General features: G+C 65.9%; 25 protein-coding genes and 2 pseudogenes. 11 read left to right on the forward strand and 16 right to left on the reverse strand.

All coding sequences use genetic code 11. The annotated features are described in order from the left end of the window. Window positions 1-16: 16 nt before the first annotated feature. The 7 genes from WOC76_RS16760 to msrB all read right to left on the reverse strand — a co-directional run bounded on the left by WOC76_RS16760 (window position 17) and on the right by msrB (window position 8,035). Window positions 17-1,189, reverse strand: coding sequence for a malate--CoA ligase subunit beta (locus WOC76_RS16760; RefSeq protein WP_341105252.1), 1,173 nt, complete (start codon window positions 1,187-1,189; stop codon window positions 17-19). A gap of 58 nt (window positions 1,190-1,247) precedes the next feature. Continuing rightward, the gene (fchA, locus tag WOC76_RS16765) at window positions 1,248-1,880 is read right to left on the reverse strand and encodes a methenyltetrahydrofolate cyclohydrolase (protein WP_341105251.1); all 633 of its coding nucleotides are present in this window, start codon (window positions 1,878-1,880) and stop codon (window positions 1,248-1,250) included. A 1-nt stretch (window position 1,881) separates the two neighbouring features. After that, window positions 1,882-2,742, reverse strand: a complete 861-nt coding sequence (locus tag WOC76_RS16770) for an NADP-dependent methylenetetrahydromethanopterin/methylenetetrahydrofolate dehydrogenase (RefSeq protein WP_341105250.1) — start codon at window positions 2,740-2,742, stop codon at window positions 1,882-1,884. 179 nt (window positions 2,743-2,921) lie between these two features. Further along, the gene (locus WOC76_RS16775; protein WP_341105248.1) at window positions 2,922-3,863 is read right to left on the reverse strand and encodes a D-2-hydroxyacid dehydrogenase; all 942 of its coding nucleotides are present in this window, start codon (window positions 3,861-3,863) and stop codon (window positions 2,922-2,924) included. An 89-nt stretch (window positions 3,864-3,952) separates the two neighbouring features. Next, window positions 3,953-5,146 (reverse strand): aminotransferase class V-fold PLP-dependent enzyme, encoded by a 1,194-nt coding sequence (locus WOC76_RS16780; protein ID WP_341105247.1) that lies wholly within the window; start codon window positions 5,144-5,146, stop codon window positions 3,953-3,955. Window positions 5,147-5,245: 99 nt separating this feature from the next. Next, entirely contained in the window at window positions 5,246-6,982 is a 1,737-nt protein-coding gene (locus tag WOC76_RS16785) for a formate--tetrahydrofolate ligase (RefSeq protein ID WP_341105245.1), read from the reverse strand. Window positions 6,983-7,621: 639 nt separating this feature from the next. Then, window positions 7,622-8,035: a peptide-methionine (R)-S-oxide reductase MsrB gene (gene msrB / locus WOC76_RS16790; RefSeq protein WP_341105244.1), complete on the reverse strand. Its 414-nt coding sequence runs from the start codon at window positions 8,033-8,035 to the stop codon at window positions 7,622-7,624. 123 nt (window positions 8,036-8,158) lie between these two features. Between msrB and WOC76_RS16795 the strand changes: the two genes are divergently transcribed. Then, window positions 8,159-9,733 carry a phytoene desaturase family protein gene (locus WOC76_RS16795; protein ID WP_341389076.1) on the forward strand — a complete coding sequence of 525 codons (1,575 nt, stop codon included), beginning with the start codon at window positions 8,159-8,161 and terminating at the stop codon, window positions 9,731-9,733. Here WOC76_RS16795 and WOC76_RS16800 read toward each other — a convergent pair. Next, window positions 9,730-10,155, reverse strand: coding sequence for an META domain-containing protein (locus WOC76_RS16800; RefSeq protein ID WP_341389078.1), 426 nt, complete (start codon window positions 10,153-10,155; stop codon window positions 9,730-9,732). The genes WOC76_RS16795 and WOC76_RS16800 overlap by 4 nt on opposite strands. 319 nt (window positions 10,156-10,474) lie before the next feature. On the opposite strand from WOC76_RS16800, the gene WOC76_RS16805 reads away from it, so the two are divergent. The 3 genes from WOC76_RS16805 (at window position 10,475) to WOC76_RS16815 (ending at window position 11,689) form a co-directional block, all read left to right on the forward strand. Continuing rightward, entirely contained in the window at window positions 10,475-10,777 is a 303-nt protein-coding gene (locus tag WOC76_RS16805) for a hypothetical protein (protein WP_341105238.1), read from the forward strand. A 120-nt stretch (window positions 10,778-10,897) separates the two neighbouring features. Beyond that, window positions 10,898-11,221 carry a hypothetical protein gene (locus tag WOC76_RS16810; protein WP_341105236.1) on the forward strand — a complete coding sequence of 108 codons (324 nt, stop codon included), beginning with the start codon at window positions 10,898-10,900 and terminating at the stop codon, window positions 11,219-11,221. Between the two features lie 63 nt (window positions 11,222-11,284). After that, entirely contained in the window at window positions 11,285-11,689 is a 405-nt protein-coding gene (locus WOC76_RS16815) for a hypothetical protein (RefSeq protein ID WP_341105235.1), read from the forward strand. Between the two features lie 81 nt (window positions 11,690-11,770). Here WOC76_RS16815 and aqpZ read toward each other — a convergent pair. From aqpZ to WOC76_RS16835, 4 genes and pseudogenes are all read right to left on the reverse strand, one after another. Beyond that, a pseudogene (aqpZ, locus tag WOC76_RS16820) lies at window positions 11,771-12,463 on the reverse strand (aquaporin Z); the annotation flags it as partial. 204 nt (window positions 12,464-12,667) lie between these two features. Further along, window positions 12,668-13,108 (reverse strand): annotated as a pseudogene (locus WOC76_RS16825) (HdeD family acid-resistance protein); the annotation flags it as partial. Between the two features lie 114 nt (window positions 13,109-13,222). Continuing rightward, window positions 13,223-16,363 (reverse strand): efflux RND transporter permease subunit, encoded by a 3,141-nt coding sequence (locus WOC76_RS16830; RefSeq protein ID WP_341389082.1) that lies wholly within the window; start codon window positions 16,361-16,363, stop codon window positions 13,223-13,225. Between the two features lie 7 nt (window positions 16,364-16,370). Then, window positions 16,371-17,543: an efflux RND transporter periplasmic adaptor subunit gene (locus WOC76_RS16835; protein WP_341105232.1), complete on the reverse strand. Its 1,173-nt coding sequence runs from the start codon at window positions 17,541-17,543 to the stop codon at window positions 16,371-16,373. A 249-nt stretch (window positions 17,544-17,792) separates the two neighbouring features. Between WOC76_RS16835 and WOC76_RS16840 the strand changes: the two genes are divergently transcribed. From WOC76_RS16840 to WOC76_RS16860, 5 genes are all read left to right on the forward strand, one after another. Then, window positions 17,793-18,089, forward strand: coding sequence for an HdeA/HdeB family chaperone (locus tag WOC76_RS16840; RefSeq protein WP_341105230.1), 297 nt, complete (start codon window positions 17,793-17,795; stop codon window positions 18,087-18,089). A gap of 19 nt (window positions 18,090-18,108) precedes the next feature. Further along, on the forward strand, window positions 18,109-18,402 hold the full coding sequence (locus WOC76_RS16845; protein ID WP_341105229.1) for an HdeA/HdeB family chaperone: 294 nt from the start codon (window positions 18,109-18,111) through the stop codon (window positions 18,400-18,402). 275 nt (window positions 18,403-18,677) lie between these two features. After that, the gene (locus WOC76_RS16850; RefSeq protein ID WP_341105226.1) at window positions 18,678-19,487 is read left to right on the forward strand and encodes an outer membrane protein; all 810 of its coding nucleotides are present in this window, start codon (window positions 18,678-18,680) and stop codon (window positions 19,485-19,487) included. A gap of 298 nt (window positions 19,488-19,785) precedes the next feature. Continuing rightward, the gene (locus tag WOC76_RS16855; protein ID WP_341389087.1) at window positions 19,786-21,741 is read left to right on the forward strand and encodes an ATP-binding protein; all 1,956 of its coding nucleotides are present in this window, start codon (window positions 19,786-19,788) and stop codon (window positions 21,739-21,741) included. Between the two features lie 123 nt (window positions 21,742-21,864). Next, entirely contained in the window at window positions 21,865-22,155 is a 291-nt protein-coding gene (locus tag WOC76_RS16860) for a hypothetical protein (RefSeq protein ID WP_341389089.1), read from the forward strand. A 51-nt stretch (window positions 22,156-22,206) separates the two neighbouring features. Here WOC76_RS16860 and WOC76_RS16865 read toward each other — a convergent pair whose 3' ends face one another. Beyond that, entirely contained in the window at window positions 22,207-22,410 is a 204-nt protein-coding gene (locus WOC76_RS16865; protein ID WP_341389091.1) for a hypothetical protein, read from the reverse strand. Between the two features lie 183 nt (window positions 22,411-22,593). Here WOC76_RS16865 and WOC76_RS16870 point away from each other — a divergent pair, with 183 nt between their 5' ends. After that, window positions 22,594-22,821, forward strand: a complete 228-nt coding sequence (locus tag WOC76_RS16870; RefSeq protein ID WP_341105220.1) for a hypothetical protein — start codon at window positions 22,594-22,596, stop codon at window positions 22,819-22,821. Window positions 22,822-22,891: 70 nt separating this feature from the next. Next, a complete protein-coding gene (locus WOC76_RS16875) occupies window positions 22,892-23,551 on the forward strand; it encodes a DsbA family protein (RefSeq protein WP_341105218.1) in 660 nt (219 codons plus the stop codon). 40 nt (window positions 23,552-23,591) lie between these two features. On the opposite strand, the gene recR is transcribed toward WOC76_RS16875, so the two are convergent. From recR to WOC76_RS16890, 3 genes are read right to left on the reverse strand one after another with little or no spacing between them, the layout of a single operon-like run. Next, window positions 23,592-24,197 carry a recombination mediator RecR gene (gene recR / locus WOC76_RS16880; protein ID WP_341389095.1) on the reverse strand — a complete coding sequence of 202 codons (606 nt, stop codon included), beginning with the start codon at window positions 24,195-24,197 and terminating at the stop codon, window positions 23,592-23,594. 58 nt (window positions 24,198-24,255) lie between these two features. Then, window positions 24,256-24,579 carry a YbaB/EbfC family nucleoid-associated protein gene (locus WOC76_RS16885; RefSeq protein ID WP_341105216.1) on the reverse strand — a complete coding sequence of 108 codons (324 nt, stop codon included), beginning with the start codon at window positions 24,577-24,579 and terminating at the stop codon, window positions 24,256-24,258. A 12-nt stretch (window positions 24,580-24,591) separates the two neighbouring features. Further along, window positions 24,592-26,415 (reverse strand): DNA polymerase III subunit gamma/tau, encoded by a 1,824-nt coding sequence (locus tag WOC76_RS16890; RefSeq protein WP_341105215.1) that lies wholly within the window; start codon window positions 26,413-26,415, stop codon window positions 24,592-24,594. Window positions 26,416-26,470: the final 55 nt, after the last annotated feature.

The raw sequence follows: 26,470 nt of genomic DNA on the forward strand, positions 1-26,470 counted from the left end.
TGTCCTTCCCCCGCCCTTACTTGACGCTTTTGTAAGCGGCGACGGCCTTCTCGGCGGCCTCGGCGAGCGTATCGGCCTGGATGATCGGAATGCCGCTCTCGGAGATGATCTTCTTGCCGGCCTCGACATTGGTGCCGGCGAGGCGCACGACGAGCGGCACATCCTCGATGCGCTCGGCGCGCACCGCGTCGACGACGCCCTGCGCGACCCAGTCGCAGCGATTGATGCCGGCGAAGATGTTGACGAGCACCACCTTGACGCGGCGGTCGGAGAGCACGAGCCGGAAGGCGGTGGCCACGCGCTCGGGCGAGGCGCCGCCGCCGACGTCGAGGAAGTTCGCCGGATTGCCCCCGGCGTGTTTGATCATGTCCATCGTCGCCATGGCGAGACCGGCGCCGTTGACGATGCAGCCGATCTCGCCGTCGAGTCCGATGTAATTGAGGCTGTGCTCATGCGCCTGCGCCTCGCGCGGATCGCTCTGCGAGGGGTCGTTCATGTCGACGATGTTGCGGCGGCGGAACAGCGCATTGTCGTCGAAGGACATTTTGGCGTCGAGCGCGAGAACCTTGTCGTCCTTGGTGATGACGAGCGGGTTGATCTCGAGCATGGTCGCGTCATTGTCGCGGAAGGCGCGATAGGCGCCCATGATGGTCTGCACGGCGCGCGAGACCTGCTTGAGATTGAGGCCGAGCTGGAAGGCCAGTTCGCGCGCCTGGAATTGCAGCAGCCCGACCGCCGGCTCGACGATCACCTGAAGAATCTCGTGCGGCGCGGTGCGGGCGATCTCCTCGATGTCCATGCCGCCATGCTTCGAGGCGATGACGCGCACGCGCTCGAGTTTGCGGTCGAGCACGAAGCCCAGATAAATCTCGCGCTCGAAGGGATCGGCGACCTCGACATAGACGCGCTGGACGGGCTTGCCCTCGGGGCCCGTCTGCGACGTCACCAGCCGCTTGCCCAGAAGATCGCGCGCCGCCTGCTGCACCTCGTGATAGGTGCGGCAGAGCTTGACGCCGCCCGCCTTGCCGCGCGCGCCGGCGTGGATCTGCGCCTTCACCACCCAATGCGAACCGCCGAGTTCGGTCGCCGCGTAAACGGCCTGGTCCGGGCTGAAAGCCACGGTGCCCGGCGGAATGGCCACGCCATGCGCCGCCAGAATTTCCTTCGCTTGGTACTCGTGGACGTCCATTTCCCCGTTCCTTCCTCGCGTTCTTGTCGCGGTTTATTGGGCGGCGGCGCTTTTCACGTCAGCCGCCGATCTTGCCTTTGACGACGTCGTAGACCGCTTCGGTCTCCGCGCTCGCCTTGGCGAGCAGCGCGTTCACCTCGGCGAGCTGCTTCTCGGCGAAGTCGCGGTCCTTGATCGACTTGGCGTTGATGAAGACGTTGAGCGCGCAGCTGCGCAGGCCGGCGTTGGCGGCGAGCACGGCGACGCCGGCGTCGCTGATGACGTTGAGGTTGCCCTTGTCGGCGGCGTCCTTGGAGAGGGCGATCACCTCGTAGCAGACCTTGCAGGTGGAAAGCGGCGCGAGCGTCGCGGCCTTGAGCGCCTGCTGGATCGCGTCCGAGCGTTTCGCCTTCTCTTCGTCCGTGCCGCGCGGCAGGCCATAGGCGCCCATCAGCGTGTTGAAGGCGACGACGTCCTCGTCGATGCCCTTCGTCAGTTCGGCGCGCAGCTCTTCGGCGCGGGCGAGGGTCTTCTTCAGATCCTCGGAGACGGCCTCGTAGTTCTTCTTGCCGATGGTCAGATTGCAGACCATCGAGACGAGCGCCGCGCCCATGGCGCCCGAGAGCGCCGCCGCGCCGCCGCCGCCGGGGGTCGGCGCGTCGCTGGCGAGTTCGTCGAGGAATTTGCCGATCGTTTCAGTCTTCGCGCTCATGTCAGGCCAGCTCTTTCGCTTGGGCGTAAATGTTTTCGCAATCGAACACCTTGTCGGCGCTCTCGAAGAGCTTGCCCACGCATTCACGATGCAGCTTCAGCTTGAGGCCGCCGAGCCCCAGCGCGCCGATGACGATCTTGCCGTGGCGCTCCTTGGCCTTGTCGATGGCCTCGACGCCGCCGACGCCGAGCGGCGGCTGGGCGTTGCAGTCGGCGATGAGTTCCACCGTCGGATCGTTCTGCCAGTCCTTCTCGTCGAGGAGCGGCACGCCGATGGCGCCGGCCGCGAAGACGATCTGCGCGCCCTTGATCGCGCTCGCGCGGGCCGCGTTGTCAGGCGCCTCGATCGCCGTCGGCGTGAAGCCGAAACGCTCCTGAATGGCCTTGGCGGCGGCGTCGGCGCGCGACTTCTCGCGCGAGGTGATGGCGACTTCGGCGCCCTCGATGTTCAGCATGGCGGCGGCGCGCATGCCGACGGGGCCGGTGCCGGCGAGCACGACGGCCTTCTTGCCCTTGAGATTGCCGGCCTTGGCGAGCAGCGCCACGCCTGCGGCCGCCGTGGTGTTGGAGCCGTTGGAGTCGAGCATGGCGGAGACGCGGAAATTGGAGAAGAAGCGCTTCTTCACCGCCTTGAACACCGCTTCGCCCGCGACCATCGAGCCGCCGCCGACGAAGATCGCCGTATATTGCTTCTCCTTGGGGCCGCGCGTGTAGATGCAGCCGTCGACGAGCGCGCCGACGCTTTCGGGCGTCACGCCGCCATAGCCGATGATGTGGTCGGCGCCGCCGTCATAGCCCACGACCGTGTCGAAAACGCTGGCGACGGGGTCGGTGTCGAAAAGGAAAAGAAGTTTCTTGGTCATTTGCGATCCTCGGCAAGGCCCGCCACGCGCGTCGTGGCCCGAGCCCGTCCCGGCCATTCACGCCGCGACGTTGCAAAACTTGCGGGCGCTCTTCGCAACCCTTCTGAGTGGCGGCGCCGCGTGGACGCCCGCGACGGGCGCGGGCATGACGGGGTGACAGCCGCGCCCATTCCTGCCTCTTACGCCGTCACCATATTGCGCGGGTCGCCCGCGACGAAGGCGTCGATGTTGTCGATCAGCTGATCGGCGAGCACCTGCATGGCTTCCTTCGACGCCCAGGCGACATGGGGCGTGATGATCAGATTGGGGATCGTCGGATCGAGCAGGACATTGCCGTTCTTCGGCGGCTCGACCGTGAGGACGTCGAGGCCGGCGCCGGCGATGACCCCCTTGCGCAGCGCGTCGGCGAGCGCGGCTTCGTCGATGATGCCGCCGCGCGCCGTATTGATGATGCAGGCGGACTTCTTCATCGAGGCGAGCTCTTTCGCGCCGATCATGTTCTTCGTTTCCGGCGTCAGCGGAATGTTCAGCGTCACGACATCCGCCTCGCGCAGGATGGTCGCCACATCCACCTTGCCGGGAAGGTCCGTCACATCGTTGATGAGAACCTTCATGCCGAGCGCCTTGGCGCGGCTCTCGACCTGCTTGCCGAGCGCGCCATAACCGATGATGCCGAGCGTCGATCCGGCGATGTCATAAATCGGATAGTCGAAATAGCAGAACTGGTTGGCGTAGCCCCAGCGGCCGTGGCGCACGCTGTCGACATAGTTCACGAGATTGCGGCGCAGCGCGAAGAGCAGCGCGAAGACATGCTCGGGCAGCGTGTTGTAGGCGTAATTGCGGATGTTGGAGACGGTGATCCCGTTGGCCGTCGTATAGGCCTTGTCGATCACGTCGGTGCCGGTCGCGGCGACGGCGATGAGCTTCAGCTTCGGCAGCTGCTTCAGCGTCGCTTCGCGCAGCGGAACCTTGTTGGTGATGATGATGTCGCAGTCCTTCGTGCGCTCGACGATCTGATCGGGCGAGGTCTGGGCGTATTCCGTGTATTCATGCGGGAAATTGGGTTTGCGCACATTGGCGTCGAGCGTTTCGCGATCCAGAAAGACGATTTTGTGCGACATGAACTTCCCCCGTTCTTCACTCTTCTTGCAGCGCTCTCCCGTTTCGGGAGAGACCCTCTCCCCGCGTGCGGGGAGAGGGCTTCGTCAAATTACATCTTGAGGAGCGGATTGGCGCGATAGACCGCCTGAGCGGCCGCGACGCCGGAGCCGGCCTCGATCTTGATGCCGTTGTCGAGCATCGCCATTTCCGCGCCCGCGATGGCGCCGAGCAGCATCAGCTCGTTGAGGTCGCCGAGATGGCCGATGCGGAACACCTTGCCGGCGACTTCCGAGAGGCCGGCGCCGAGCGCGAGGTTATAGCGCTTGTAGGCGGTCTCGATGACCTTGGCGGCATTGTAGCCTTCCGGCACCACGATGGCGGTGACGGTGTCCGAATTCCACTTCGGCTCCTTGGCGCAGGTCTGGAGGCCCCAGGCCGAAACAGCGGCGCGAACGCCCTCGGCGAGGTGGTGGTGGCGCTTGTAGACCTGATCGAGACCCTCTTCGAAGAGGATCGACAGAGCTTCCTTGAGGCCATGCAGCAACGGGATCGACGGCGTATAGGGGAAGTAGCCGGTCTCGTTGTTCTTGATCATGTCCTGGAATTCGAAGTAGGCGCGGCGCGACTTGTTGGTCTTGCCCGCTTCGATCGCCTTCTGGCTCGCCGCCATCAGCAGCAGGCCGGCCGGCAGCATGAAGCCCTTCTGCGAACCCGACACGATGACGTCGACGCCCCATTCGTCCATGTGGAAGGGCAGCGACGCGACCGAGGACACGCCGTCGACGAAGAGCAGCGCCGGATGCTTCGCGGCGTCGATCGCCTTGCGCACCGCGCCGATGTCCGAGGTCACGCCCGTCGCGGTCTCGTTGTGCGTGGCAAAGACGGCCTTGATCTCGTGATTCTTGTCGGCCTTCAGCGTCTCTTCGATCAGCGCCGGATCATTGCCCGTGCCCCAGGGAAGCTCCTGCTTGATGACCTCGAGGCCGAGGCGGTTGGCGAGGTCGATCCACAGATGGGAGAACTGGCCGAAGCGCTGGGCGAGAACCTTGTCGCCGGGGGACAGCGTGTTGGTGATGGCCGCTTCCCAGCCGCCCGTGCCCGACGCCGGGAAAATGAAGGCGTGGCCCTTCTCCGTCTCGAAGACCTTCTTAAGCTGCGGGAACAGCGGCTTCACGAGATCGGGGAAAATCGGCGAACGATGATCTTCCGAGGCGACCATCATCGCGCGCAGGACGCGGTCGGGAAGATTGGTCGGACCCGGGACGAACAGGAAATTGCGGCCCGGAATTCTGGAATTGGACATTTTTGAGCTCCCTTCGAGCTTTCCTGGTTTCAACGGATATCGCCAGCGCAGCGCGCCGGCTGGCGTTCGAAGGCGCCGGAAACCCCCGGCGCTCGACGATCAGAACAGGCCGCTGATGCGGCCGTCCGCGCCCACTTCGATGTTGTTGGCGGCCGGAACCTTCGGCAGGCCGGGCATGGTCATGATGTCGCCGCAGACCACCACGACGAATTCGGCGCCCGCGGAGAGACGCAGCTCGCGAATCGGAATCACGAAGCCCGAGGGCGCGCCCTTGGCGTTCTGATCGGTCGAGAAGCTGTACTGCGTCTTGGCGATGCAGACCGGCAGGTGGCCGAAGCCCTCCTTCTCCAGTTCCGCGAAGCGCGCCTTGACGCTCGCATCATAGGAGATGTCGGCGGCGCCGTAGAGCTCCTTGGCGATGGTGCGCACCTTCTCGGCGAGCGGCATGTCGTCGGGATAGAGCGGCTTAAAGTTCGAGGGCTGCGACTCGATCGTCTGCACGACGGCGCGCGCCAGGTCGGCGGCGCCGGCGCCGCCCGAGCCCCAGTTGTCCGCGACGACGCAGTCGACGCCTTCCGCCTTGCACAGGCGATAGAGCGCCTCCATCTCGGCCGGCGTGTCGGAGGAGAATTTGTTGACCGTGACGAGCACCGGCACGCCGAACTTGCGGACGTTGCCGATATGGCGCTTGAGATTGGCGAAGCCCTTCTCGACCGCCTCGACGTTTTCGCCCTTCAGATCTTCCTTGGCGACGCCGCCATGCATCTTGAGCGCGCGAATGGTCGCAACGATCACGGTGATGTCGGGCTTGAGGCCCGCCTTGCGGCACTTGATGTCGAAGAACTTCTCGGCTCCGAGATCGGCGCCGAAGCCCGCTTCCGTCACCACGTAATCAGCAAGTTTCAGGCCCGACTTCGTGGCGATGACCGAGTTGCAGCCATGCGCGATGTTGGCGAAGGGGCCGCCGTGGATGATCGCCGGATTGTTCTCGAGCGTCTGCACGAGATTGGGCGCGATCGCGTCTTTGAGCAGCGCGGCCATGGAGCCCGCAGCCTTCAGCTCGGAGGCGCGAATGTTCTTCTTCTCGCGCGTCTGGCCGACGACGATATTGCCGAGACGCTTCTGGAGATCGGCGAAATTCGACGCGAGGCAGAAGATCGCCATGACCTCGGAAGCCACCGTAATGTCGAAGCCGTCCTCGCGGGAGAAGCCGTTCGACACGCCGCCGAGCGAGGAGACGATCGAGCGCAGCGCGCGGTCGTTCATGTCGACGACGCGGCGCCAGGAGATGCGGCGGGTGTCGAGGCCGAGGGAATTGCCCCAATAGACGTGATTGTCGATGAGCGCGGCGAGCAGATTATTGGCCGCGCCGATGGCGTGGAAATCGCCCGTGAAGTGAAGGTTGATGTCCTCCATCGGCACGACCTGCGCATAGCCGCCGCCGGCCGCGCCGCCCTTCACCCCGAAGCAGGGGCCGAGCGAAGGCTCGCGCAGGCAGCAGAGCGCCTTCTTGCCGATATGGTTCAGACCGTCGGTGAGGCCGACCGTGGTCGTGGTCTTGCCTTCGCCGGCGGGCGTCGGCGTGATCGCCGTCACGAGAATGAGCTTGCCGTCCGGCTTGCCCTCGAGCGACGAGATGTAGTCGAGGGAAATCTTGCCCTTGTAGTGGCCATAGGGCTGAATGTGCTCCGCCGGAATGCCGAGCTTGTCGCGCGCCACGTCGACGATCGGCCGCATGTTGGCGGCCTGCGAAATCTCGATGTCGGACTTGGGCGAAAGGTGCTGGTTGTCTTTCCCGCTCGCGCCCGACGCGGCGGCTGACGTAGATGACGACATATAGCTCCACTCCCTCTCGAGCCCGTTGTGCCAGGCCCCGGAAATTATCGGCCCCGGTGCGCGTGCGGCGGGGCTCCCGCCGCCTTGGCGTCCGCGGCCTTGTCAAACGACCGTCGCTTAAGTTCGCCCTCGGCCCATCGAGGCCCGGCTCGCGCCCGGACCGCCCGCCGCGCGCAATGAGCCCATCGAACGTCCTTGAGTGCAGGCTTCGTATGACGGCAATAAAAATTGCCCGTCAAGCAGCCGATCACGCGCGCGCGTGCAACGCTGCAATGCAGCAATTCGGCCTTTCCCGCTCGCGCGACGATGCGAATCGAGGGCGCCGCATATTCTTCGAGCGGGGCGAGCCATCTACCCTTTGCCTATCCAAACAGGCAGGTAAGACGACTATCAACAAGAATTCGCGTTTCCCCCGGTATTTTCTAGGGAAACGCTTCGAAGGCCAATGTCGGGATCGCGCCTAATCGGCAGGCGCCAGAATGTCGACAGCGGCGTCTCGCGGCCAGGTTGGCCCCGCCCTTCCCTATCCGCTACGGGAGGCCATGGGGCGCCATTTGGCGGGAAACAGGCAGGTCGAAAAAATTTTTGTCGCACCCGCCTGTCGCAGCGCCGGCCCTATCGGTCGATCAGAAAGCCTTATCATGCGGGCTCGTTTTCGGGGATGAAATTCAGGGCGACCCCGTTGATGCAATAGCGCAGCCCGGTCGGCGGGGGGCCATCGGGGAACACATGGCCGAGATGGGACCCGCACCGGCTGCAATGCACCTCTGTGCGCACCATGCCGTAGCCGCGGTCCACCGTTGAGCCGAGCGCGCCCGGCAGGGGGTCGAAGAAGCTCGGCCAGCCTGTGCCGCTCTCGAACTTCTCCCCCGAGCGGAAGAGCGGCTGGTCGCAGCCCGCGCAACAAAAGACGCCGCGCCTTTTCTCGTGATTGAGCGCGCAACTTCCCGGCCGCTCCGTGCCATGGCCGCGCATCACTTCATATTGCTCGCGCGTGAGGCGCGCGCGCCACTCCTCCTCGCTGCGCGTGACCGGAAAGCTTTCTTCTGTCATTGACGCTTCCTCGAACGGGCCGCGCCCGCGCGCGACGCCATGTTATGTTGGGGGCGAATCCGGCTTTGGCCAGACCGCGCCCGTCGAGTTGGGCGACTTACGATAAAGAGGCGACGCCAGAAAATGAGCGACAGGAAATTCGACGCCGTGGTGATCGGCTCCGGGCTCGGGGGCCTCACGGCGGGCGCGCTGCTTGCGCAAGCCGGTTACAGCGTTTGCCTTCTGGAGCGCAATTTCAGCATCGGCGGCGCGGCCTCGGTCTACCGGGTCGGCGATCTCTGGGTCGAGGCTTCGCTGCACCAGACCTCGGACGCGCGCAATCCGCGCGACGTGAAACATCATATCCTCAGCCGGCTCGGCATTCTCGACGAGATCGAGTGGCAGCCGACCGGCCCGCTCTATAAGGTGCGCGGCGGCCCTCTCGGCGAGCCCTTCGAACTGCCGGTCGGTTTCGAGGCGGCGCATGACGCGCTCGCCGCGCGCTTCCCCGACAAGAACGCCGCCATCAAACGCTTTCTGGGGGAAGTCGAGCACATCCACGACGCTTTGTGGAACCTCAAACAGGCGCGCGAGGAGGGCTCGCTCGCGAAATTCTCTCGCGGCCTGTGGGAGGTCCAGCCCGCCGCGGACGGCTGGATGAGCTCGCTCGACGAAATCTTCACGCGCGACTTCGCCGGCGCCGAGGGGCTCAAATGCGCGCTCGGGGCCAATCTTCTCTATTATGGCGACGATCCGCGCCGGCTATGGTGGATTTATTATGCGCTGGCGCAGGGCGGTTACATCGCGTCGGGCGGGGCCTACATCAAGGGCGGTTCGCGGCAGTTGAGCCTCAAGCTCGCCAAATGCATCACCAGGGCCGGCGGACAGGTGCGCATGGGCCGGCTCGTCTCGCAGATCGAGACGGACGCCGACGGCGCGGCCGTCGCAGTCCGTCACGTCGCGCGGCGGGCGGGCGACAATGAGGAGCGAATCGAGGCGCGCATCGTGCTCGCCAATTGCGCGCCCGCAACGGCGGCCGCCATGATGGAAGCGCCGGCCCGCGCGAAGATGGAGGAGGCCTTCGGCCGCCGGCCGCTCTCGACTTCGCTCTTCTCCGCAAATTTCGGCCTGAGCGCGAAGCCGGCCACGGTCGGCCTGACGAGTTTCCTCACGATCGACCTGCCCTCGACCATGGGGCGGTTCGACCAGTATGGCGACGGCGCCACGGCCATGGCGGACATGCCGAAGGGCGAATTGCCGCTGCACGCCGTCTCCAATTTCACCGCGGTCGATTCGGGGCTCTGGGACGAGCCGCCCATTCTTCTCAGCGTCCTCGGCCTCGACCGCTTCGACAATTGGAAGGGGCTGACGAAAGAAGAGGCGATCTCCCGCCGCGAGGCCTGGCTCGACGCCATTCAGGCGCGGCTGGAGCAGGACCACCCCGGCATCTCGGGGCTCGTGACCTCGCGCATGCTGCTCAACGCCTTCTCCATGTCGAGCTATCTCAACACGCCGGAAGGCGCGGTCTACGGCTTTGCCCCGCTGCCTCCGGAGGAGCCGATCTTCATGGGCTTCCCGCGCACGCCGGCGACCCCCATTGGCGGGCTGTTCCTCGCCTCGGCCTTCGGCGGCGAACATGGCTTCAATGGCGCCATGCTCTCGGGCGCAGAGGCCGCGCGGCTCGCGGCGCATCGGCTGGAGACGGCGCCCACGGCTTAGGGGCGCTCCCTCTCGCGCTCCAGCGCAACGAGCGTTTCGCCGTTTTCGTCAAGGAAAAGGAGCCGCTCTCCGTCGAGCCTGTAGCCGCGCGCCGCTTGCAGTGCGGCGAGATAATTCTGCTCCACCCGGTCGAGCGGCGGCGGGCAGGCCATGCGCGTCGTCATCATCGGCCCGAAGCTCAGCCGGCCGCCGGAGGTCGACGGCGCCCCGGCGATTCGGTTGCAGCCGACGGTGGAGGCGAATCGGCCGTTTCCGGCGAATTCGGCGCGGCTCTTCCCGGCGTCCAGCTCATCGACGCCGGCCACCGTGAGGATTCGCCATTTGCCCGTCAGCGCGGGCGCGGCCAAGGCGTTTAGGGTGACCAACACGGCCGAGCCGCAAAACGCCGCCGACAGAAGGGCGCCAAGAACGGCGGAACGCATGTTAGCCCTCCTCTCAACTCTTCACTTGCACGCAGGTCTCCGCCGGAGGCCCTGCTCCGGTTGATCCTAGCCGAGGATCAACCCGGAGCCTACAGGGCGCGCCCGGCATGGTCGCGCCTCCGGGACTACGTATAATTACGTACGACTTTTGGGTAGAATAACCTGCCCAATATGTAACTTGTTATAACCTTTTGTTTCGATTCTTGCGTTACAAGATCAGCCATATTGGTGACTAGTAACAGGTTCCCAGGATTGGATAAGTCTCCGTCGAGGTTCGGACCGGTCCGGGCTTCGTCCTTATTCTCGAAGGAATATCAAAATGAAAAAGCTGCTTCTCGCCTCGGCCGCCGTCGCTCTTTCGACGACCTTCGCCTTCGCGATCGATCTCAGCCAGGTGGCCAATCTCAGCCAGTCGATCGGCAATACCGCCAAGGGCGGCGTCGCGACCAACAAGTTCCTCGGCCTCCAGGTGCAGCTTCCGGTCAACGCCGGCGACAAGTCCGCGCTGGCGCAGAAGATGGACGTCAGCCAGTCGATCGGCAACACGGCCAAGGGCGGCGAGGCGGTCAACAAGGCCGTCGTGATTCAGGGGCAGGTTCCGCTGAGCTTCGGCGCCAACTGAGAACCGCTCTAGCGGGATGCTGACGGGTCGTGGCCCGCGTCGGTCACGGCCCGTGCCAGAACCGAGATTGCGCCGCTGCCCTCGTCGAGAGGGGTGGGCGCCAAAAAAAGCGGAGCGGAAATGAAATACTGGATTATCCCCGTTCTTCTCTGCGCCGGAGCCGCCCAGGCGCAGGCGGGTGGTTTCCTGAGCCTGAACCCGAATTTCATCGGCGTCGTCATTCGCAATCCGCTCCTGAGCGCCACCGCGGGCGTGCAGCTCGGACAAAATAACAGCGTCAACGCCGATCAGCGCAGCGTCGTGAATTTCTTCGGCGTTCAGCAGGTCGCCATCGGCAAGGCGGGCGGCAAGCTCGGCAACGATGCGGCCGTCGGTCAGATCGGGAGCCAGAACTACGTGGGCCTCGGCCAGCACATCGAATCTCTGCCGCCCTTCCAGCCCTGATCCAGCCGCTCCCAAAGGAGGGGGCGGTCCGCAGATGAAGCATGCAGCGTGTAGGAGTTTACCATGCTCGACCAGGATTGGAGCCGTATCGACTGCGACTGGCGCGGCTCCAAACGCGCCATTTTGGCCTATCACGTCGGCGGGTGGCGAAACGGCGAGTCGCCCCTCGCCGCCCTCGCCCGCGCGCTCGGCGTCGGGCTGGATGATCTTCCGCCGGAGCTGATGGATCAGGAGAGCCAGCGGGTCGAACTCGACGAACTCTCCGCCTTTCTGGGAACGGAGTGGCTCGATCAGCCGGGGCTCGATATCGCCGAAAGCGTCAGCCTCCTGATTTCGCTGCTGAGCGAGAAACTTGCGGAAGTGCCCCCCGAGGTGCGCGCCTATTTCGGCGCGCCGCAAACCCTCGAGCCCGCTCAGGTTCGAGGCCCGCTCTTCCAGGCGCCGGGCGCTCCCGTCGCAAGGGCCTGATCCCCGCGTCAACGACAAAAAAAAACGGGTCCAGCCGCAACGGCCGGACCCGCGAGACAATCGTTAAGACTCTATCGCCTTTTAGCCCGTGGCCTCGTCGGCCAGCGCGAAGCGATGGATGAGGCCGCCGATGACGCCGCCGAGTAGCGGCGCCACCCAGAACAGCCAGAGCTGCTCCAGCGCCCAGCCGCCGACGAAGACCGCCTGGCTGGTCGAACGGGCCGGGTTCACCGAGGCGTTGGTGACCGGAATATCGACAAGATGGATCAGCGTCAAAGCGAGGCCGATGGCGATCGGCGCGAAGCCGACAGGCGCGCGGCCTTCGGTCACGCCGAGAATGACGAGCAGGAAGAAGGCCGTCAGCACGGTTTCGATGAGGAAGCCGGACTGCCAGGTGAAGCCTGCGGGCGAATGATCCTCATAGCCATTGGCGGCGAAGCCGTTGGCGAGCGAGAAGTCGATATTGCCCTTCATGATCTGGAGCAGCACGAACGCCGCGAAGGTTGCGCCGACGAGCTGAGCGATCCAGTAGGGGCCGAGCTCCTTCCAGGGGAAGCGGCCGGCCGTCGCGAGGCCGAGCGACACCGCGGGGTTGAAATGGCCGCCCGAGACGGGGCCGAAGGCATAGGCGCCGGTCAGCACGGTGAGGCCGAAGGCGAGCGAAACGCCGGTGAAGCCGATGCCGAGCTGGGGAAAGCCCGCCGAGATCAGCGCGCTGCCGACGCCGCCGAAGACGAGCCAGAAGGTGCCGAGGAATTCGGCGAAAAGCTTGCGCCCGAAATCCCGCGAGAACCCCTCGACCGGCGGATCGACCGCGACGCGCTCGCCGCCGACCGCGCCCACGGCGCCGCTATCGCCGGCGCGCTTGAGAGACAGGCCAAACCCCATCCAGCTCGCGCCGGCGAAGATCAGATCGACGCCCAAAAACGTGCCGAGCACCCAGAGGCTCGACACCGGCCAATGGGCGAGGATGACCCCGCCGAGCAGGAGGGTGACGATCCCGGAAAAGACGACGAAGCCCCGCGGCGCCTCCTTTGGCAGCTGGAAGGCCAGAAAGGTGCGGATGAGCCCGGCGGCGACGAGCCCCGCGCCCAGCAGCAGCGTCAGGAAGCCGGCCGCGAGCATCGGATTGTTGATGACCTCTATGCCGCCGATGAAATAGAGGAGGCCGATGAGCGACCAGAAGAAGAACTTCTTCCAGGACCGGACGACGATGGCGTAAACCATTTCGACAATGCCGGAGGCGATCATCGCGACGCCGACAACATAGACCGTGACGACCGTCGCGCTGACGACGCTGCCGAGCGCCACGAAGCCGGCGAGCGCGAGCAGCGCCCCGAAGGCGACCATCCAGCCCCATTTGGCGCGCAAAGTGGCCGCCTCCGCAGCCGTGTAATCAACCGAAGCAAAGGCAGTCATGCCGCATCCTCCAAAATAAATTGAGTGACGGCGTAGCTTAGCCTTGGAACAGAGGAATTGACAACCAGGGCCGCTCGAGACGCGGCGTCTCGTCCTCCTTCGCGCCCCCGCCGACTAGGGCGCGCGCCCGCGCATCCGCAGGGAGAGCGCGCGCGACAGCACATAGAAGATCGGCGTGAAGGCGAGCCCGAACAGGGTCACGCCGATCATGCCGCTGAACACCGCGACGCCGAGCGACTGGCGCATTTCGGCGCCGGCGCCATGCGAGACGACGAGCGGCAGAACGCCCAGAATGAAGGCGAGGGAGGTCATGAGGATGGGCCGCAGCCGGGTGCGCGCCGCCTCGATCGCCGCCGCGAAGCGGTCCTTGCCCTCGTCCTCGCCCTGACGGGCGAATTCGACGATGAGAATCGCGTTCTTGGCGGCGAGGCCGATCAGCACGACCAGGCCGATCTCGACGAGAATATTCCGATCGAGCCCCTCCAGGGCGACGCCGGCCATGGCGGCGAGCACGCACATGGGCACGATGAGGATGACGGCGAGCGGCAGCACGAGGCTCTCGTAGAGCGCCGCGAGCAGCAGAAAGACGAAGACGACCGCAAGGCCGAAGGCGAGCATCGCCGTATTGCCGGCAAGCTTCTCCTGCAGCGCGATCTCCGTCCATTCGAAGCCGAATCCGCGCGGCAGCGTCTGTTTGGCGAGCCCTTCGATCACCGCGATCCCCTGCCCCGAGGAGACGCCGTGCTGAAGGTTCACCTGCACTTCCGCCGCGGGGTAGAGATTGTACCGCGGCACGCGGAAGGCGCCCGTCGTGTCCCGGAAGGTCGCGATGGCGCCGAGCGGCGTCATCTCGCCGGTCGCGCTGCGGGTCTTGAGTTCGGAAATGTCGCGCAGCGTCAGCCGGTGCGGATTGTCGGCCTGAGCCATGACGCGGTAGGTGCGGCCGAGAATGTTGAAGTCGTTGACGAAGACCGAGCCGAGATAGACCGACAGGGTCTCGAAGACGCGCGAGATCGGCACGCCGATCATCTCGGCCTTGGTGCGGTCGATGTCGGCGAAGATCTGCGGCGTGCGCGTGTTGAAGAGCGTGAAGGCCTGCGCCACGCCGGGCGCGCCCATGGCCGGGCCGGCGAGCCCCCATGTCGCCGCCTCCAGCGCCGGAAGGCCCATGCCGCCGCGATCCTGCACATAGCCCTTGAGGCCGCCGCCCGTGCCGATGCCGGGCACCGCCGGCGGCTCCAGCACGAAGACGAAGGCTTCCTTGATCGGCGACAGGGCCGCGCGCAGATCGTCGCGGACGCCGATCGCCGTCACCCCCTGCCGGTGGCGCTCGGCGAAGGGTTTCAGCGTGACGAAGATCACGCCGGAATTGGGCGCATTGGTGAAGGTCGCGCCGTCGAAGCCCGTGAACACCACGCTCGATTCGACGCCCGGCCGCTTGAGGATGATGTCGGTCGCCTGCCGCATCACCGCGTCGGTGCGATCGAGCGCCGCGCCCGGCGGCAATTGAAAGGCGGCGATGAGATAGCCGCGGTCGAGCGTCGGCACGAGGCCCGTCGGCGTGCGCCGCAAAAGCTCCAGCGCCACGCCGATCAGCCCCGCATAGACGATGAGCGAAACGAGCCCCAGGCGCACGAGCCGCGCAGTCATCGACCCATAGCGATCGGACAGGCGCTCGAAGAGTAGATTGAAGCGCGCGAAGAAGGCGTGGAGCAAAACCGCAAGCCGCCCCTCCGGCTCTTTCTCCTCGCCTCTCGGATGCAGAAGAATGGCGGCGAGCGCCGGCGAGAGCGTGAGCGAGACGAAGGCGGAGATGAGCGTCGCCGAGGCGATGGTGATGGCGAACTGCTTGTAGAAGGCGCCCTGAAGCCCGGTGATATAGGCGACCGGCACGAAGACCGCGCAGAGCACGAGCGCAATGGCGATCAGCGCGCCGCCGACCTCGTCCATCGTCTTGTGCGCGGCTTCCTTCGGCGTGAGCCCGTGATCGAGATAGCGTTCGACATTCTCGACGACGACGATGGCGTCGTCGACCACGATGCCGATGGCGAGCACGAGGCCGAAGAGCGAGAGCGTGTTGAAGGTCAGGCCGAGGAGCTTCATCACCGCGAAGCTGCCGATGAGCGAGACCGGAATGGCGACGACGGGAATGATCGCGGCGCGCCAGGTCTGCAGGAACAGGATCACCACCAGAACGACGAGGATGATCGCCTCGCCGAGCGTGCGCACCACCTGGTCGACCGACTGCTGGATGAACTCGGTCGGGTTATAGACGATCGAATAATCTATGCCCGCCGGGAACTGCTTCTTCGCCTCCGCCATCGCCGCCTCGACCGCCTCCGAGGTGGCGAGCGCATTGGAGCCAGGCTTCTGGAAGATGGCGATGGCCGTCGCCGGATCGCGGTCGAGATAGGCGTTGACCGTATAATCCTGCGCGCCGATCTCGACGCGCGCCACGTCGCGCAGGCGCACCTGACCGTCGGCGTCCGAGCGCAGCACGATGTCGGAGAACTGGGCGGGCTCGGAGAGGCGCCCGAGCGTGCGCACGGAAAGCTGAAAGGCGCCGGGGGAGGCCGCGGGCGGCTGGTTGATCGCGCCGGCCGCCACCTGAAGATTGGCCGCGCGCAGCGCCATGACGACTTCGCCCGCCGTCATGCCGCGCGCGGCGATCTTGTCGGGATCGAGCCAGACGCGCATCGAATAATCGCGCGCGCCGAAGACGCGCACGTCGCCCACGCCCTCGAGGCGGGCCAGCACGTCGCGCACATAGAGCGTCGCATAGTTGGAAATATACTGCTGCGTGCGCGAGCCGTCGGGCGAGCGCAGATGCACGACCATCATGAGATCGGGCGAGGCCTTCTTCACCACGACGCCGAAACGCTGCACCTCCTCCGGCAGGCGCGGCGTCGCGATCGCCACGCGATTTTGCACCAGCACCTGCGCCAGATCGATGTTGACGCCCGTCTTGAACACGACATTGATCGTGAGCAGGCCGTCGCCCGTCGATTGCGAGGCGATGTAGAGCATGTCGTCGACGCCATTGACCTCCTGCTCGATCGGAGAGGCGACCGTCTGCGCGATGACCTCCGCCGAGGCGCCGGGATAGGTCGCGGTGATCATCACCGTCGGCGGCGCGATGTCGGGATATTCCGACACGGGCAGCGTCCGCGCGGCGATGAGGCCGGCGATGGTGAGCAGCATCGACAGGACGGCGGCGAAGATCGGCCGCTCGATGAAGAAATGCGGAAAGCGCATGGGTCGTCTAGTTTCCCGCAGGAGCAATCGCGGCTTCGACCGGCGCGACGGCGGCGCCCGGACGCACCATGGGATTGGCGAGTCCGGCGGTGATGACGAGATCGTCGCGGTCGAGGCCGGAGAGCACGACGCGCAGGCCCTTGTGCAGCGGACCGAGCGCGACCGGCCTGGCGGCGACCTTGCGATCCGGCGTCACGGTCATCACGACCTTGCTCGTCTGGTCGGAGGAGACGGCCGCGTCGGGAATGAGCAGGGCCGACGCGTCGCCTCCATTGAGGCGCACGCGGCCGAAGGCGCCGGGCGTCAGGAAGAGATCCTTGTTGGCGAGCACGGCGCGGGCGCGGATCGTGCCCGAATGGACATTGAGCTGATTGTCGAGGAAGTCGATCGTTCCCTTGCGCCTCCAGTCGCTCTCGTCGGCGAGCCGCACGAAGGCCGGCGTCTGCCCCGCCTTCTGATGCCCCGCGCCGCTGCGGGCATAATGCAGGTAATCGGATTCCGACACGTCGAACTCGAAATAGATCGGGTCGAGCGTGACGATGGTCGTGAGCAGCGTTGCGCCCGCCTGCACCAGATTGCCGGTGTCGATGCGCCGGTCGGACACGCGGCCGGCGATCGGCGCCCGCACCTGCGTCCATTCCAGATTGAGCTCGGCGTTGCGCAGCGACGCCTCGGCGCCCAGAAGCTGGGCGCGGGCGGAATCCGAGCCGCCGCGCCGCTGATCCATGTCGCGCCGCGTGATCGTGCCGCCGCCGACGAGCGACTCCCCGCGGGCGGCGTCCCGGGACAGCATGGTGGTCTGCGCCTGCATGCGCGCGACCTCGGCGCGGGCGCTGTCGACCGCAATCTGATAGGGGCGCGGGTCGATGGTGAAGAGAAGATCGCCGGCCTTCACGATCTGCCCGTCGGCGAAATGGATCTTCTCCACGGCGCCCGAGACGCGCGGACGCACCTCCACGCGCTGCACGGCGACGAATCGTCCGGTGAATTCGTCCCAGCGCGGAACCGTCTCGGCAAGCGGATGCGCCACCGTGACGCTGGGCGGCGGCGGCGCCGACGTGGCCGCCCCGCCATCCTGCGCGCCCGCGACGACCCTGAAGGCGACGAGGGCGGCGACCGCCAGCCCTCCCAGGCCCAGCCACACAGCTTGTGGACTCGCGAGAAATCGCTTTGGCTTCATGACTGTTTCTCGGGCGAAAAGGAGGGTGACGCGATCAGGCGGCGACGCGGCTGAAACTAGGACAGTCTTCCTTCGGCGTCCACAGCGGCCTGCGGAGCAACCGGACTGGCTGCGGAATTCCCATTGTACGAGCTTGGACTTATGACAGTGGCTGTGCAATGGTCGCGCGGGCGCTCGCAGAGGTCTCGCTGGAAGAAGCCGGCAGGGACTGGAACGTCGCGCCACGGGGATCATTGCAAGGAGAGCTAGATGAAGAAACTAATCGTCGCGCTGGCGCTCGCGGGCGCGCTCGCGCCGTCGCTGTCGCAGGCGCAGGTCAAGATCGACATGATGAAGGTCACCTGCGGAGAAGTGCTCGCCATGTCGCCCGACGACCAGGCGGACTTCGCCGCCTTCATGAGCGGCTTCTTCTCACAGAAGGCCGGCCGCAGCTTCATCGACATGAGCCTGTTCAAGCGGAACACCGCGAGCGTGCTGGACTGGTGCAAGTCCAACAAGGACCAGTCGGTGATGGTGGGCCTCGAGCGCGCCACCGAGAAGAAGTAAGAAGAGGACGGCAAGCCACATGATCCGTAACGTCATTTTCGCCGCCGTCGCCGGCGCTCTCCTGATCGCCGCCCCCGCCTCCGCGCAGGTCACGATCGACATGTCCGAGATCACCTGCAAGGATTTCTCGGGCTACGATCCCGAGACCCAGAACTTCATCGGCAACTGGATGCGCGGCTATTGGATGTCCTCCAAGAACCTGACCGTCATCGACACGCTCTACGTGAAGCGCAACACCGAGAAGATCACGCGCTACTGCAAGAAGCTGCCGAAATCCCCGCTGATGCAGGCGATCGAGAAGAACGCCCGCTGAAGTGGAGCCCGGCCGGGGGCCTGCATGGCAGGCGCCCCGCAGCGACATGAGCGTGAGAGACCCGAGCCCGGCCTTGCGGCCGGGCTTTCATATTTGCGGAAGCGCTGGCGCACCCCCGGCGAAGCGCCGCCTTTTGGGGAAAACTTAATCCCGTTGACCGATTATTGACCTTACGGAGCGATTTGGATCGACCCACGGCCCAGATTTCTCCAGTGTGGAAAAAGCTTTCGGCATCAAAAACATCGAACCGGAAGCAAAAGCGTAAGGGTTCACTAATGAAAAAAATCGGTCTTCTCACGGCGGTCTCCCTCGCCGCGCTCAGCGGCGCCGCCTTCGCGGCCGACCTGCCGTATCGCAAGGCGGCCCCCGCCTATGTGCCGCCGCCGCCGCCGCCCCCGATGTGGACCGGCTTCTACGCGGGTCTCAATCTCGGCGGCGGGTGGAGCGCCAACAGCGTCAATCCCAACGCCCTGACGCCTTATGCGAGCACGGCGACCGGCGCCATCTCCCTCCTGCCCGGCAACAACAATGGCGGCACCAACGCCGGCGGCGTCGTGGGCGGCGGCCAGATCGGCTACAACTACCAGATCGGATCGAGCTTCCTCGTCGGCGTCGAGACGGACTTCCAGGGCACGAGCATGCGCTCGGGCGGCAACAGCAACTTCTTCGTCTATCCCGACCCGAACAACCCTGGCGCCTTCCTCGTGCCGTTGTTGCCGGGGGGCAATGCCGGCGTCGCGCTCAACTGGTTCGGCACGGTGCGCGGGCGCGCCGGCTTCCTGATCACGCCGACCCTGCTCGCCTACGGCACGGCAGGCTTCGCCTATGGCGGCGTTTCGGCGGGCGCGAACCAGAGCAATACCCGCACCGGCTGGACCGCTGGCGGCGGCGTGGAATGGATGTTCCTGCCCAACTGGTCGGCCAAGGCCGAATATCTCTACACCGACCTCAACAGCGGCGGCGCGACGGGTCCCTTCGGGTTCCAGGTCGGATACCATCGTCATCCGCAGATCAACACGGTCCGCGCCGGCGTGAATTATCACTTCAACTGGGGCGCCTCGGCTCCGGCCGTCGCCACCTACTGATCTTAAAGGGGCGAGTCGCCCCTTCCTGTCTTGAAAGGGGCGACTCGCCCCTTCTTGCTCAAAGGAGCCCGGCCCCCTCGCCGGGCTTTTTCATTTGACGCGGCTCTCGCCGACAACGCACCCCACACACGCGAAAGGCGAGATAGATCAACGTATCGCGTATTGATCCAATTGACAGACTCCGACGCTTTCCCCTCTTTGGAAACGACGAGCATCAGCTTGCCTAGTGACGCGTGCGCTTCTAGTGGATTTGTCGCCCCTCGATCGCCGATCGTTGTCGAAAGCTTGAGCAGGGTCAATGGCGCGCATGATTCGGTCCGGTCGCTATCTCTTTGCGCTGTTCGCCGTGCTGGCCGCGCTTGCGATCAGGTTCTGGCTGAACAACGCCGTGCATGGCCAGCCTTTCGTTTCCTTCTTTTTTGCAGTGCTGCTCGTCGCCGCCCTTGCGGGGGCCGGACCCGCCTTCTTCGCCACGATCCTCTCGTCGGCGCTGGGCGTCTATTTCTTCATGGAGCCGGCGAGCGCCTTGATGGTTTCAGGCGGCGACCTCCTGCGCCTGATCGCCTTCCTGACCATCGGCTCGAGCGTCGCAGCCCTTACGGAAGCGAAGCGCCGGGCGATCGTTTCGGCGATCGACGCGCAGCTGAAAGCCGCCGATGCGCGCAATCGTGAGTTTACCGAAGAGAAAATCAGGAAGCGCGAAGAATTTCTCAGCGGGGTGCTCGACTCATTGCCCCATGAGATCGCGGTGATCGACGCCTCCGGAGAAATCATCGCAATCAACAGCCGATGGGAATGTTTTGCGCCCGGCGAGCGCCACTGCGTCGCGGTGGGCGCAAATTATATGGACGTCAGCCGCGCCGCCGCCGCCGAGGGCGACCTGCACGCCAGGACGGCCCTGGACGGGATCGAGCAGTTGCTGAGGGGAGAGCGCAACGAATTCTCGATGGAGTATCCCTGCCATGCGCCGGGCTCGGAGCGGTGGTTCCTCATGCATGGGGCGCGGGCCAATTGCGCGCCGGCGGCGGTCGTCATCAGCCACACGGACATCACCGAGCGCGTCCGGGCGGAGAGAAGCCGCTCCGAGCTGATGGAAAAATTACGCGAGTCGGACCGACGCAAGGACGAGTTTCTGGCCACGCTGGCCCATGAGCTGCGCAACCCGCTGGCGCCGATCCGCAACGCCATACACGTTCTGCAATGGGACGCCGAGCAGGCCAGTTGGGATGCGCGGGATCTCTCCATGCTGGAAATCGCCGACCGGCAGGCGCAGCACCTGAATCGCCTCGTGGACGATCTTCTCGAGGTCTCCCGCATCACGAGGGGCAAGATCGAGCTCAAGAAGCAGCCGATCGACCTCGCCGATGTGCTGCGCAATGCGCTGGAGACGGCGCGGCCCTTGATCGAGCGCGGCGGCCACAAGCTCGAAATCGCCCTGCCCCCGGACCCGATCGTGGTCGACGGCGACCCGGTGCGCCTCGCGCAGCTTTTCACCAATCTCCTGAATAACGCCGCCAAATACACCGACCCCGGCGGGGTCATCTCGCTGACCGCCGAGGCGAAAGAAGGCGCGGCCGTCGTCGTCGTGCGCGATAATGGGGTTGGCATCCCCAGCGAAATGCTGCCGCATGTCTTCGAGCTCTTCACGCAGGTCGACAGGACGCTCGGTCGCGCCCAGGGCGGAATTGGCGTCGGACTTGCCCTCGTGCGCCGCATCGCGGAATTGCACGGAGGCGCCGTCGAGGCGCAAAGCGACGGACTCGGCAAGGGAAGCGCCTTCACCGTGCGCCTCCCCGTCAGCGTCGCGGGCGCCCTGGAAAAGACGCCGGAGCGCGGCGGAAAGGCGCCCGGGCAGACGGCGGCCCCCCGCCGTATCCTCGTGATCGACGACGAACGCGACGTCGCCGACAGCCTCATGGCCCTCCTCGACGGCTTCGGCGCCACGGTGCGCGTCGCCTATGGCGGCGCCGAAGGGCTCGCGGCGCTTGCCGGTTTCCAGCCGGAACTGATCTTTCTCGACATCGGCATGCCCGGAATGGACGGCTACGAAACGGCGCGCCGGATTCGCGCCGTGCCGGAAGGGCGGGCGGCGACGCTCGTGGCGCTCACGGGATGGGGTCCCGATCAAATTCAGGACCGGGCGCGGGAGGCCGGTTTCGACGCTCAGCTCACCAAGCCGGCGAGCCTGACCGCCCTGCGGCAATTGCTGGCGAGCGTCGCCCCGAATGCGCGCGCCGACAAGCCCCGCGCATAAGAACGCCGTTTGAACCTCTTTCTTCGCGCCGGCGTCGCCCACGGCCGCATCCGCGTCACAATCTCGTCGTGTTTTCAAGCTTCTGCGATGCGGCGACAAACATCAGAAAGGTCTCGAAACGGCATGAAGAAGCTCATCCTCCTGGCTGGCGGCGCGATCCTGGCGGCGACGGCTGTTCCGGCGATCGCCAAGCCCTCGCCCGCGGCGGCCATCAGCGCCGTGCTGTCACGGCAGACCCCCGCCGCCCGCAAGGCGGAGATCGGCCGCCAGGTCGCGCTCATGTGCAACCTCTCGCTATCGGACGACGAGCTGAACAGGGCCTCCGCCTTCATCGAAGCCAACCGGGCCAGGGGCGTGCACTGGGTCGCCGACCAGATCAGCCACAGCGAGCTGAGCTACGCCTGCGGCAACTAGCGTTTTCGCCTGCGCGGGAGGGCCGTGGCGGCGCGGCCCGCAAGCGACCTCTCAATTGTTCCGCTCCCGCCCCGACGCCCTGCGCGCGGCCTGTTCCTTCGCCGAAAGCAGATCGAGCAGAAAACGCACTTCGAAGGGAAGGGGTTCGGCGAGGGTGTCCTTGAGCGCCTCGCGAATGGCGGCTGCGAGCTGCGCCTGCATGAGAGACTGGTTCCGGGCTCTCTCACGCCGCGTGCCTTCTTCTGCGATGGACATGAGCAAATTCCCCGCCGGCGAAGAGAAGTCGTCTGGCTGATCCATTCGGTCTCATAAGCTTCTGAAGTGTGACGGGGACCGCCGCTTTTCGAGCGTCGCCGCAAGACGAGGCTCGCCGGTTATCTCTTCCATTTGGCTCGGCCGTCGCGTTATCCTGCCCAAAAAACGAGGCAGGGAGGAATTATGTCTAATAATGCGTCAAACGGGCGGAGGCCTGCGCAGGCCGAGGAGCGCAGCCAGTCGCCGCTGTGGTTCGCCATCGCGGGGCTGCTCGTGAGCCTTGCAAGCTTCAGCTTGCAGGATTTGCAGATCGGCGACGTCGTCTTCTGGGCGGGCGGCGTCTTCGCCGCGATCGCGCTCGTCTATTACTTCTTCCAGCCCAAGCATGGGCTTCCGACCGGCAAGCGATAGCGTTTGGGGTTGCGATCGAGGGCCGAACGACTATGTTCGGCCCGCCGATCATTCCAGCTACGGGCCTTCCATGTCCTTTCCGCTTTCTGCGATCACCCGCCGCCGCCTGATTGCCGCCGCCGGCGGCGCGCTCGCCCTCGCCGCCTCGCCCGCCCTGGCCGAAAAGGCGGCCTCGGGCTCGGTGTCGCTCATGGAGCTCATGGCGCCGAACGCCCTCCCCGACATCGTCGAGGGCGACGCCAATGCGCCCGTCGCGATCGTCGAATACGCCTCGATGACCTGCAGCCATTGCGCGGCCTTCCATCACGACGTCTATCCGACGCTGAAAAAGAATTACATCGACACGGGCAAGGTCAAATTCACGCTGCGCGAGTTCCCGCTCGATCCGCTCGCCACCGCGGCCTTCATGCTGGCGCGCGAAATGGGCGACAAGCGCGACGCCGTGGTCGATCTTCTCTTCGCGCAGCAGAAGAATTGGGCTTTCGTCGACCAGCCGCTCGACGGCCTCGCCAATGTCCTCAAACAGGCGGGCCTGAGCCAGGAAAAATTCGAGGCGATTCTCAAGGATCAGGACCTCTACAAGAAGGTCAACGAGGTGCGCGCCCGCGCCGCCGACAAGTTCGGGGTGAATTCGACCCCGACCTTCTTCATCAACGGCGAAAAATATACGGGTGAGATCACTACGGCCGATTTCGACAAGATCATCGCCGCGAAGACGCCGGCGAAATAGGCCGGGCCGGAGCGAGGTTTCCGCTTCGCCGGAAGGCCCTCTAAAAAACCGTTCGCCGCGCCAGCGCCGCGGCGAGCGTGCCCTCGTCGAGATAGTCGAGCTCGCCGCCGACTGGCACGCCATGGGCGAGGCGCGTCACCTTGACGCCGAAGGGGCCCAGCAGATCGGCGATGTAATGCGCCGTCGTCTGGCCGTCGACGGTGGCGTTGACGGCGAGCACCACCTCCCGAATCCCGCCGCTCCGCACCCGCTCGATCAGTCCGGCGATGGAGAGATCATCCGGCCCCACGCCGTCGAGCGGCGACAGCACGCCGCCGAGCACGTGATAGCGCGCGTCGAGAAGCGCGGCGCGCTCCAGCGCCCAGAGATCGGCGACCGTCTCCACGACGATGACGATCGAGGGGTCGCGCCGCGCGTCGCGGCAGACGGTGCAGGGGTCGCTGGTGTCGAGATTGCCGCAGATCGAACAGGCGACGATGCGCTCCCGCGCGACCCGCATGGCGTCCGCGAGCGGGCCGAGAAGCTCCTCGCGCTTGCGCATGAGATGCAGCGCCGCGCGCCGCGCCGACCGCGGCCCAAGTCCGGGCAGCCGCGCGAGCAACTGCACGAGACGTTCGATTTCCGGACCTGCGACGCGTTCGGCCATTTTTACTGTTTCGTGCGGGGGCGGGGCGCGCCCCTCTCCCGCAGCGGGGAGAGGGAACTCAGAACGGCAGCTTGAAGCCCGCCGGCAGCTGGAGCCCGCCGGTCATCGCCTTCATCTTTTCCGCCATCAGCTCGTCGGCCTTGCCGCGCGCCTGCATATGGGCGGTGACGATGAGGTCCTCGAGAATTTCCCTCTCTTCCGGCTTCACCAGGCTCGGATCGATGGAAATGGACTTCATCGCGCCCTTGGCGGTGAGCCGCACCTTGACGAGACCGCCGCCCGCCTCGCCCTCGACCTCGGTGTTCTCCAGTTCGAGCTGCGCCTCGGCCATCTTGGCCTGAAACTGCTGCGCCTGTTTCATCAGGCCCATGAAGTCCATCATCGCGGTCTCTCCTCAGTCTTCGTCCGCCGGGGATAAATCGTCATATTGCACGTCCGCGGCCTCCTCGGCCTCCGGCCGGCCCACGCCCGCGTTCTCTTCCCGGCTTCGCACGGCGACGATCTGCGCCCCCGGAAAATGCGCCAGCACGCTCGCCACCACCGGGTCGGCCTCCAAGCCCGAGCGGAGCTTGCGCTCCTCGGCCTCGCGCTTTTCCTTCAGGCTCGGCGCGCCCCCCGAGGCGACGACCGACACCATCCAGCGCGCATTCGTCCAGAGCTGCAACCGCTGCATCAGAAGCGACGCAAGATCGCGCGCGCCGCCGGGGGCGAGTTCGAATTCGATGCGCCCCGGCTCGAAACGCACGAGCCGCACGTCCGATTCCAGCGCGAGTTTCAGGCGAATGTCGCGCTTCTCCTCGGCCAGGGCGACGAGCGCCTCGAAGCTCGCGAGCGTCACGCCGGAGGCCGCCGGCGCCGGCTGCGCCAGCGCGGGCCGGGCGGCGGCGCTCGCGCCCTGCGGCTGAGGCGCGGGGCGGCTCGCGACGGGCGCGACTCGGGGCGGGGAGCCCGGCGCCCCGCCGGAGGCGCCGAAGCCCAATTGTCTCAGGGCTTCGCCGGGCGTCGGCAGGTCGGCGGCGTAGGCGAGCCGCACCAGCACCATATCGGCCGCCTGAAGCGGACGCTGCGAGCCGCGCAGCTCGTCGACGCCTTTCATCAGGATTTGCCACGCCCGCGTCAGCGCCGGAACCGAGAGGCGTTCGGCGGCGTCCCGCCCGCGCCGCTGCTCCTCCGGCGTGAGGGCGGCGGATTGCGCGGTTTCGGGCGCGAGCTTCAGTCGCGTGGCGAGATGCGCGAATTCGGCCATTTCGATGAGGGCCTGAGCCGGATCGGCGCCGCCGTTGTAGAGGTCTTCGAGCAGGCCGATGGCTTTCGCCACATCGCCGGCCATCGTGGCCTCGAACAGGTCGATGATCCGCGACTTGTCGGCGACGCCGAGCATCAGCCGCAAATCCTCGGCCGAGATCGCGCCGCTCGCGCTGTGCGCCGCGCCATGGGCGATGGCCTGATCGAGCAGAGAGAGTGCGTCGCGCACCGAGCCCTCGGCGGCGCGGGCGATCATGGCGAGCGCGTCGGGCTCGATCGCGACGGCTTCCTGCTCGCAGATCTTGCGCAGATGCCCGGCGAGCAGGCCGGCGTCGATGCGGCGCAGATCGAAGCGCTGGCAGCGGGAGCGCACCGTCACCGGCACCTTGTCGATCTCGGTGGTTGCGAAGATGAATTTCACATGCTCGGGCGGCTCCTCGAGCGTCTTCAACAGGCCGTTGAAGGCGGCCTTGGAGAGCATGTGCACTTCGTCGATGATATAGACCTTGGTGCGCGCCATGACCGGCCGGTAACGCGCATTGTCGATGATCTCGCGCACGTCGTCGATGCCGGTATGGGAGGCGGCGTCCATCTCCAGCACGTCGACATGGCGCGAATCGATGATCGCCTGGCAATGGACGCCGAGCCCGTCCATGTGGATCGTGGGTTTGTCGATCGCGGGGCGGCCGTCGGTCGCGGGCCGTTCGTAATTGAAGGCGCGGGCGAGAATGCGGGCGGTCGTGGTCTTGCCGACGCCGCGTACGCCGGTCAGCAGATAGGCCTGATGGATGCGGCCGAGATCGAAGGCGTTTTCGAGCGTGCGCACCATCGGCTCCTGGCCGATGAGGTCCGCGAAGGTGACGGGCCGGTATTTGCGGGCGAGCACGCGATAGGCGGCCGGCGGCGCGGCCTCGGCGCCAAAGAGCGACGGCCCGGCGTTGTCCAGTCCCGGCTGGTCGTGCTCATGGTCCATTGCGTCCGCCAGAAACACTGTCCGCCAGAAACACAAAAGGCGCGGGCAGAAGCGG

Origin of the sequence: Methylocystis sp. IM3, assembly GCF_038070105.1 — a bacterium.
Taxonomy (GTDB): Bacteria; Pseudomonadota; Alphaproteobacteria; order Rhizobiales; family Beijerinckiaceae; genus Methylocystis.

What these genes read in the sequence shown, in the direction of transcription:
- WOC76_RS16760 (WP_341105252.1), bottom strand. Translation starts at nt 1,189, where the DNA reads ATGGACGTCCACGAGTACCAAGCGAAGGAAATTCTGGCGGCGCATGGC.
- fchA (WP_341105251.1), bottom strand. Translation starts at nt 1,880, where the DNA reads ATGAGCGCGAAGACTGAAACGATCGGCAAATTCCTCGACGAACTCGCC.
- WOC76_RS16770 (WP_341105250.1), bottom strand. Translation starts at nt 2,742, where the DNA reads ATGACCAAGAAACTTCTTTTCCTTTTCGACACCGACCCCGTCGCCAGC.
- WOC76_RS16775 (WP_341105248.1), bottom strand. Translation starts at nt 3,863, where the DNA reads ATGTCGCACAAAATCGTCTTTCTGGATCGCGAAACGCTCGACGCCAAT.
- WOC76_RS16780 (WP_341105247.1), bottom strand. Translation starts at nt 5,146, where the DNA reads ATGTCCAATTCCAGAATTCCGGGCCGCAATTTCCTGTTCGTCCCGGGT.
- WOC76_RS16785 (WP_341105245.1), bottom strand. Translation starts at nt 6,982, where the DNA reads ATGTCGTCATCTACGTCAGCCGCCGCGTCGGGCGCGAGCGGGAAAGAC.
- msrB (WP_341105244.1), bottom strand. Translation starts at nt 8,035, where the DNA reads ATGACAGAAGAAAGCTTTCCGGTCACGCGCAGCGAGGAGGAGTGGCGC.
- WOC76_RS16795 (WP_341389076.1), top strand. Translation starts at nt 8,159, where the DNA reads ATGAGCGACAGGAAATTCGACGCCGTGGTGATCGGCTCCGGGCTCGGG.
- WOC76_RS16800 (WP_341389078.1), bottom strand. Translation starts at nt 10,155, where the DNA reads ATGCGTTCCGCCGTTCTTGGCGCCCTTCTGTCGGCGGCGTTTTGCGGC.
- WOC76_RS16805 (WP_341105238.1), top strand. Translation starts at nt 10,475, where the DNA reads ATGAAAAAGCTGCTTCTCGCCTCGGCCGCCGTCGCTCTTTCGACGACC.
- WOC76_RS16810 (WP_341105236.1), top strand. Translation starts at nt 10,898, where the DNA reads ATGAAATACTGGATTATCCCCGTTCTTCTCTGCGCCGGAGCCGCCCAG.
- WOC76_RS16815 (WP_341105235.1), top strand. Translation starts at nt 11,285, where the DNA reads ATGCTCGACCAGGATTGGAGCCGTATCGACTGCGACTGGCGCGGCTCC.
- WOC76_RS16830 (WP_341389082.1), bottom strand. Translation starts at nt 16,363, where the DNA reads ATGCGCTTTCCGCATTTCTTCATCGAGCGGCCGATCTTCGCCGCCGTC.
- WOC76_RS16835 (WP_341105232.1), bottom strand. Translation starts at nt 17,543, where the DNA reads ATGAAGCCAAAGCGATTTCTCGCGAGTCCACAAGCTGTGTGGCTGGGC.
- WOC76_RS16840 (WP_341105230.1), top strand. Translation starts at nt 17,793, where the DNA reads ATGAAGAAACTAATCGTCGCGCTGGCGCTCGCGGGCGCGCTCGCGCCG.
- WOC76_RS16845 (WP_341105229.1), top strand. Translation starts at nt 18,109, where the DNA reads ATGATCCGTAACGTCATTTTCGCCGCCGTCGCCGGCGCTCTCCTGATC.
- WOC76_RS16850 (WP_341105226.1), top strand. Translation starts at nt 18,678, where the DNA reads ATGAAAAAAATCGGTCTTCTCACGGCGGTCTCCCTCGCCGCGCTCAGC.
- WOC76_RS16855 (WP_341389087.1), top strand. Translation starts at nt 19,786, where the DNA reads ATGGCGCGCATGATTCGGTCCGGTCGCTATCTCTTTGCGCTGTTCGCC.
- WOC76_RS16860 (WP_341389089.1), top strand. Translation starts at nt 21,865, where the DNA reads ATGAAGAAGCTCATCCTCCTGGCTGGCGGCGCGATCCTGGCGGCGACG.
- WOC76_RS16865 (WP_341389091.1), bottom strand. Translation starts at nt 22,410, where the DNA reads ATGTCCATCGCAGAAGAAGGCACGCGGCGTGAGAGAGCCCGGAACCAG.
- WOC76_RS16870 (WP_341105220.1), top strand. Translation starts at nt 22,594, where the DNA reads ATGTCTAATAATGCGTCAAACGGGCGGAGGCCTGCGCAGGCCGAGGAG.
- WOC76_RS16875 (WP_341105218.1), top strand. Translation starts at nt 22,892, where the DNA reads ATGTCCTTTCCGCTTTCTGCGATCACCCGCCGCCGCCTGATTGCCGCC.
- recR (WP_341389095.1), bottom strand. Translation starts at nt 24,197, where the DNA reads ATGGCCGAACGCGTCGCAGGTCCGGAAATCGAACGTCTCGTGCAGTTG.
- WOC76_RS16885 (WP_341105216.1), bottom strand. Translation starts at nt 24,579, where the DNA reads ATGATGGACTTCATGGGCCTGATGAAACAGGCGCAGCAGTTTCAGGCC.
- WOC76_RS16890 (WP_341105215.1), bottom strand. Translation starts at nt 26,415, where the DNA reads ATGGACCATGAGCACGACCAGCCGGGACTGGACAACGCCGGGCCGTCG.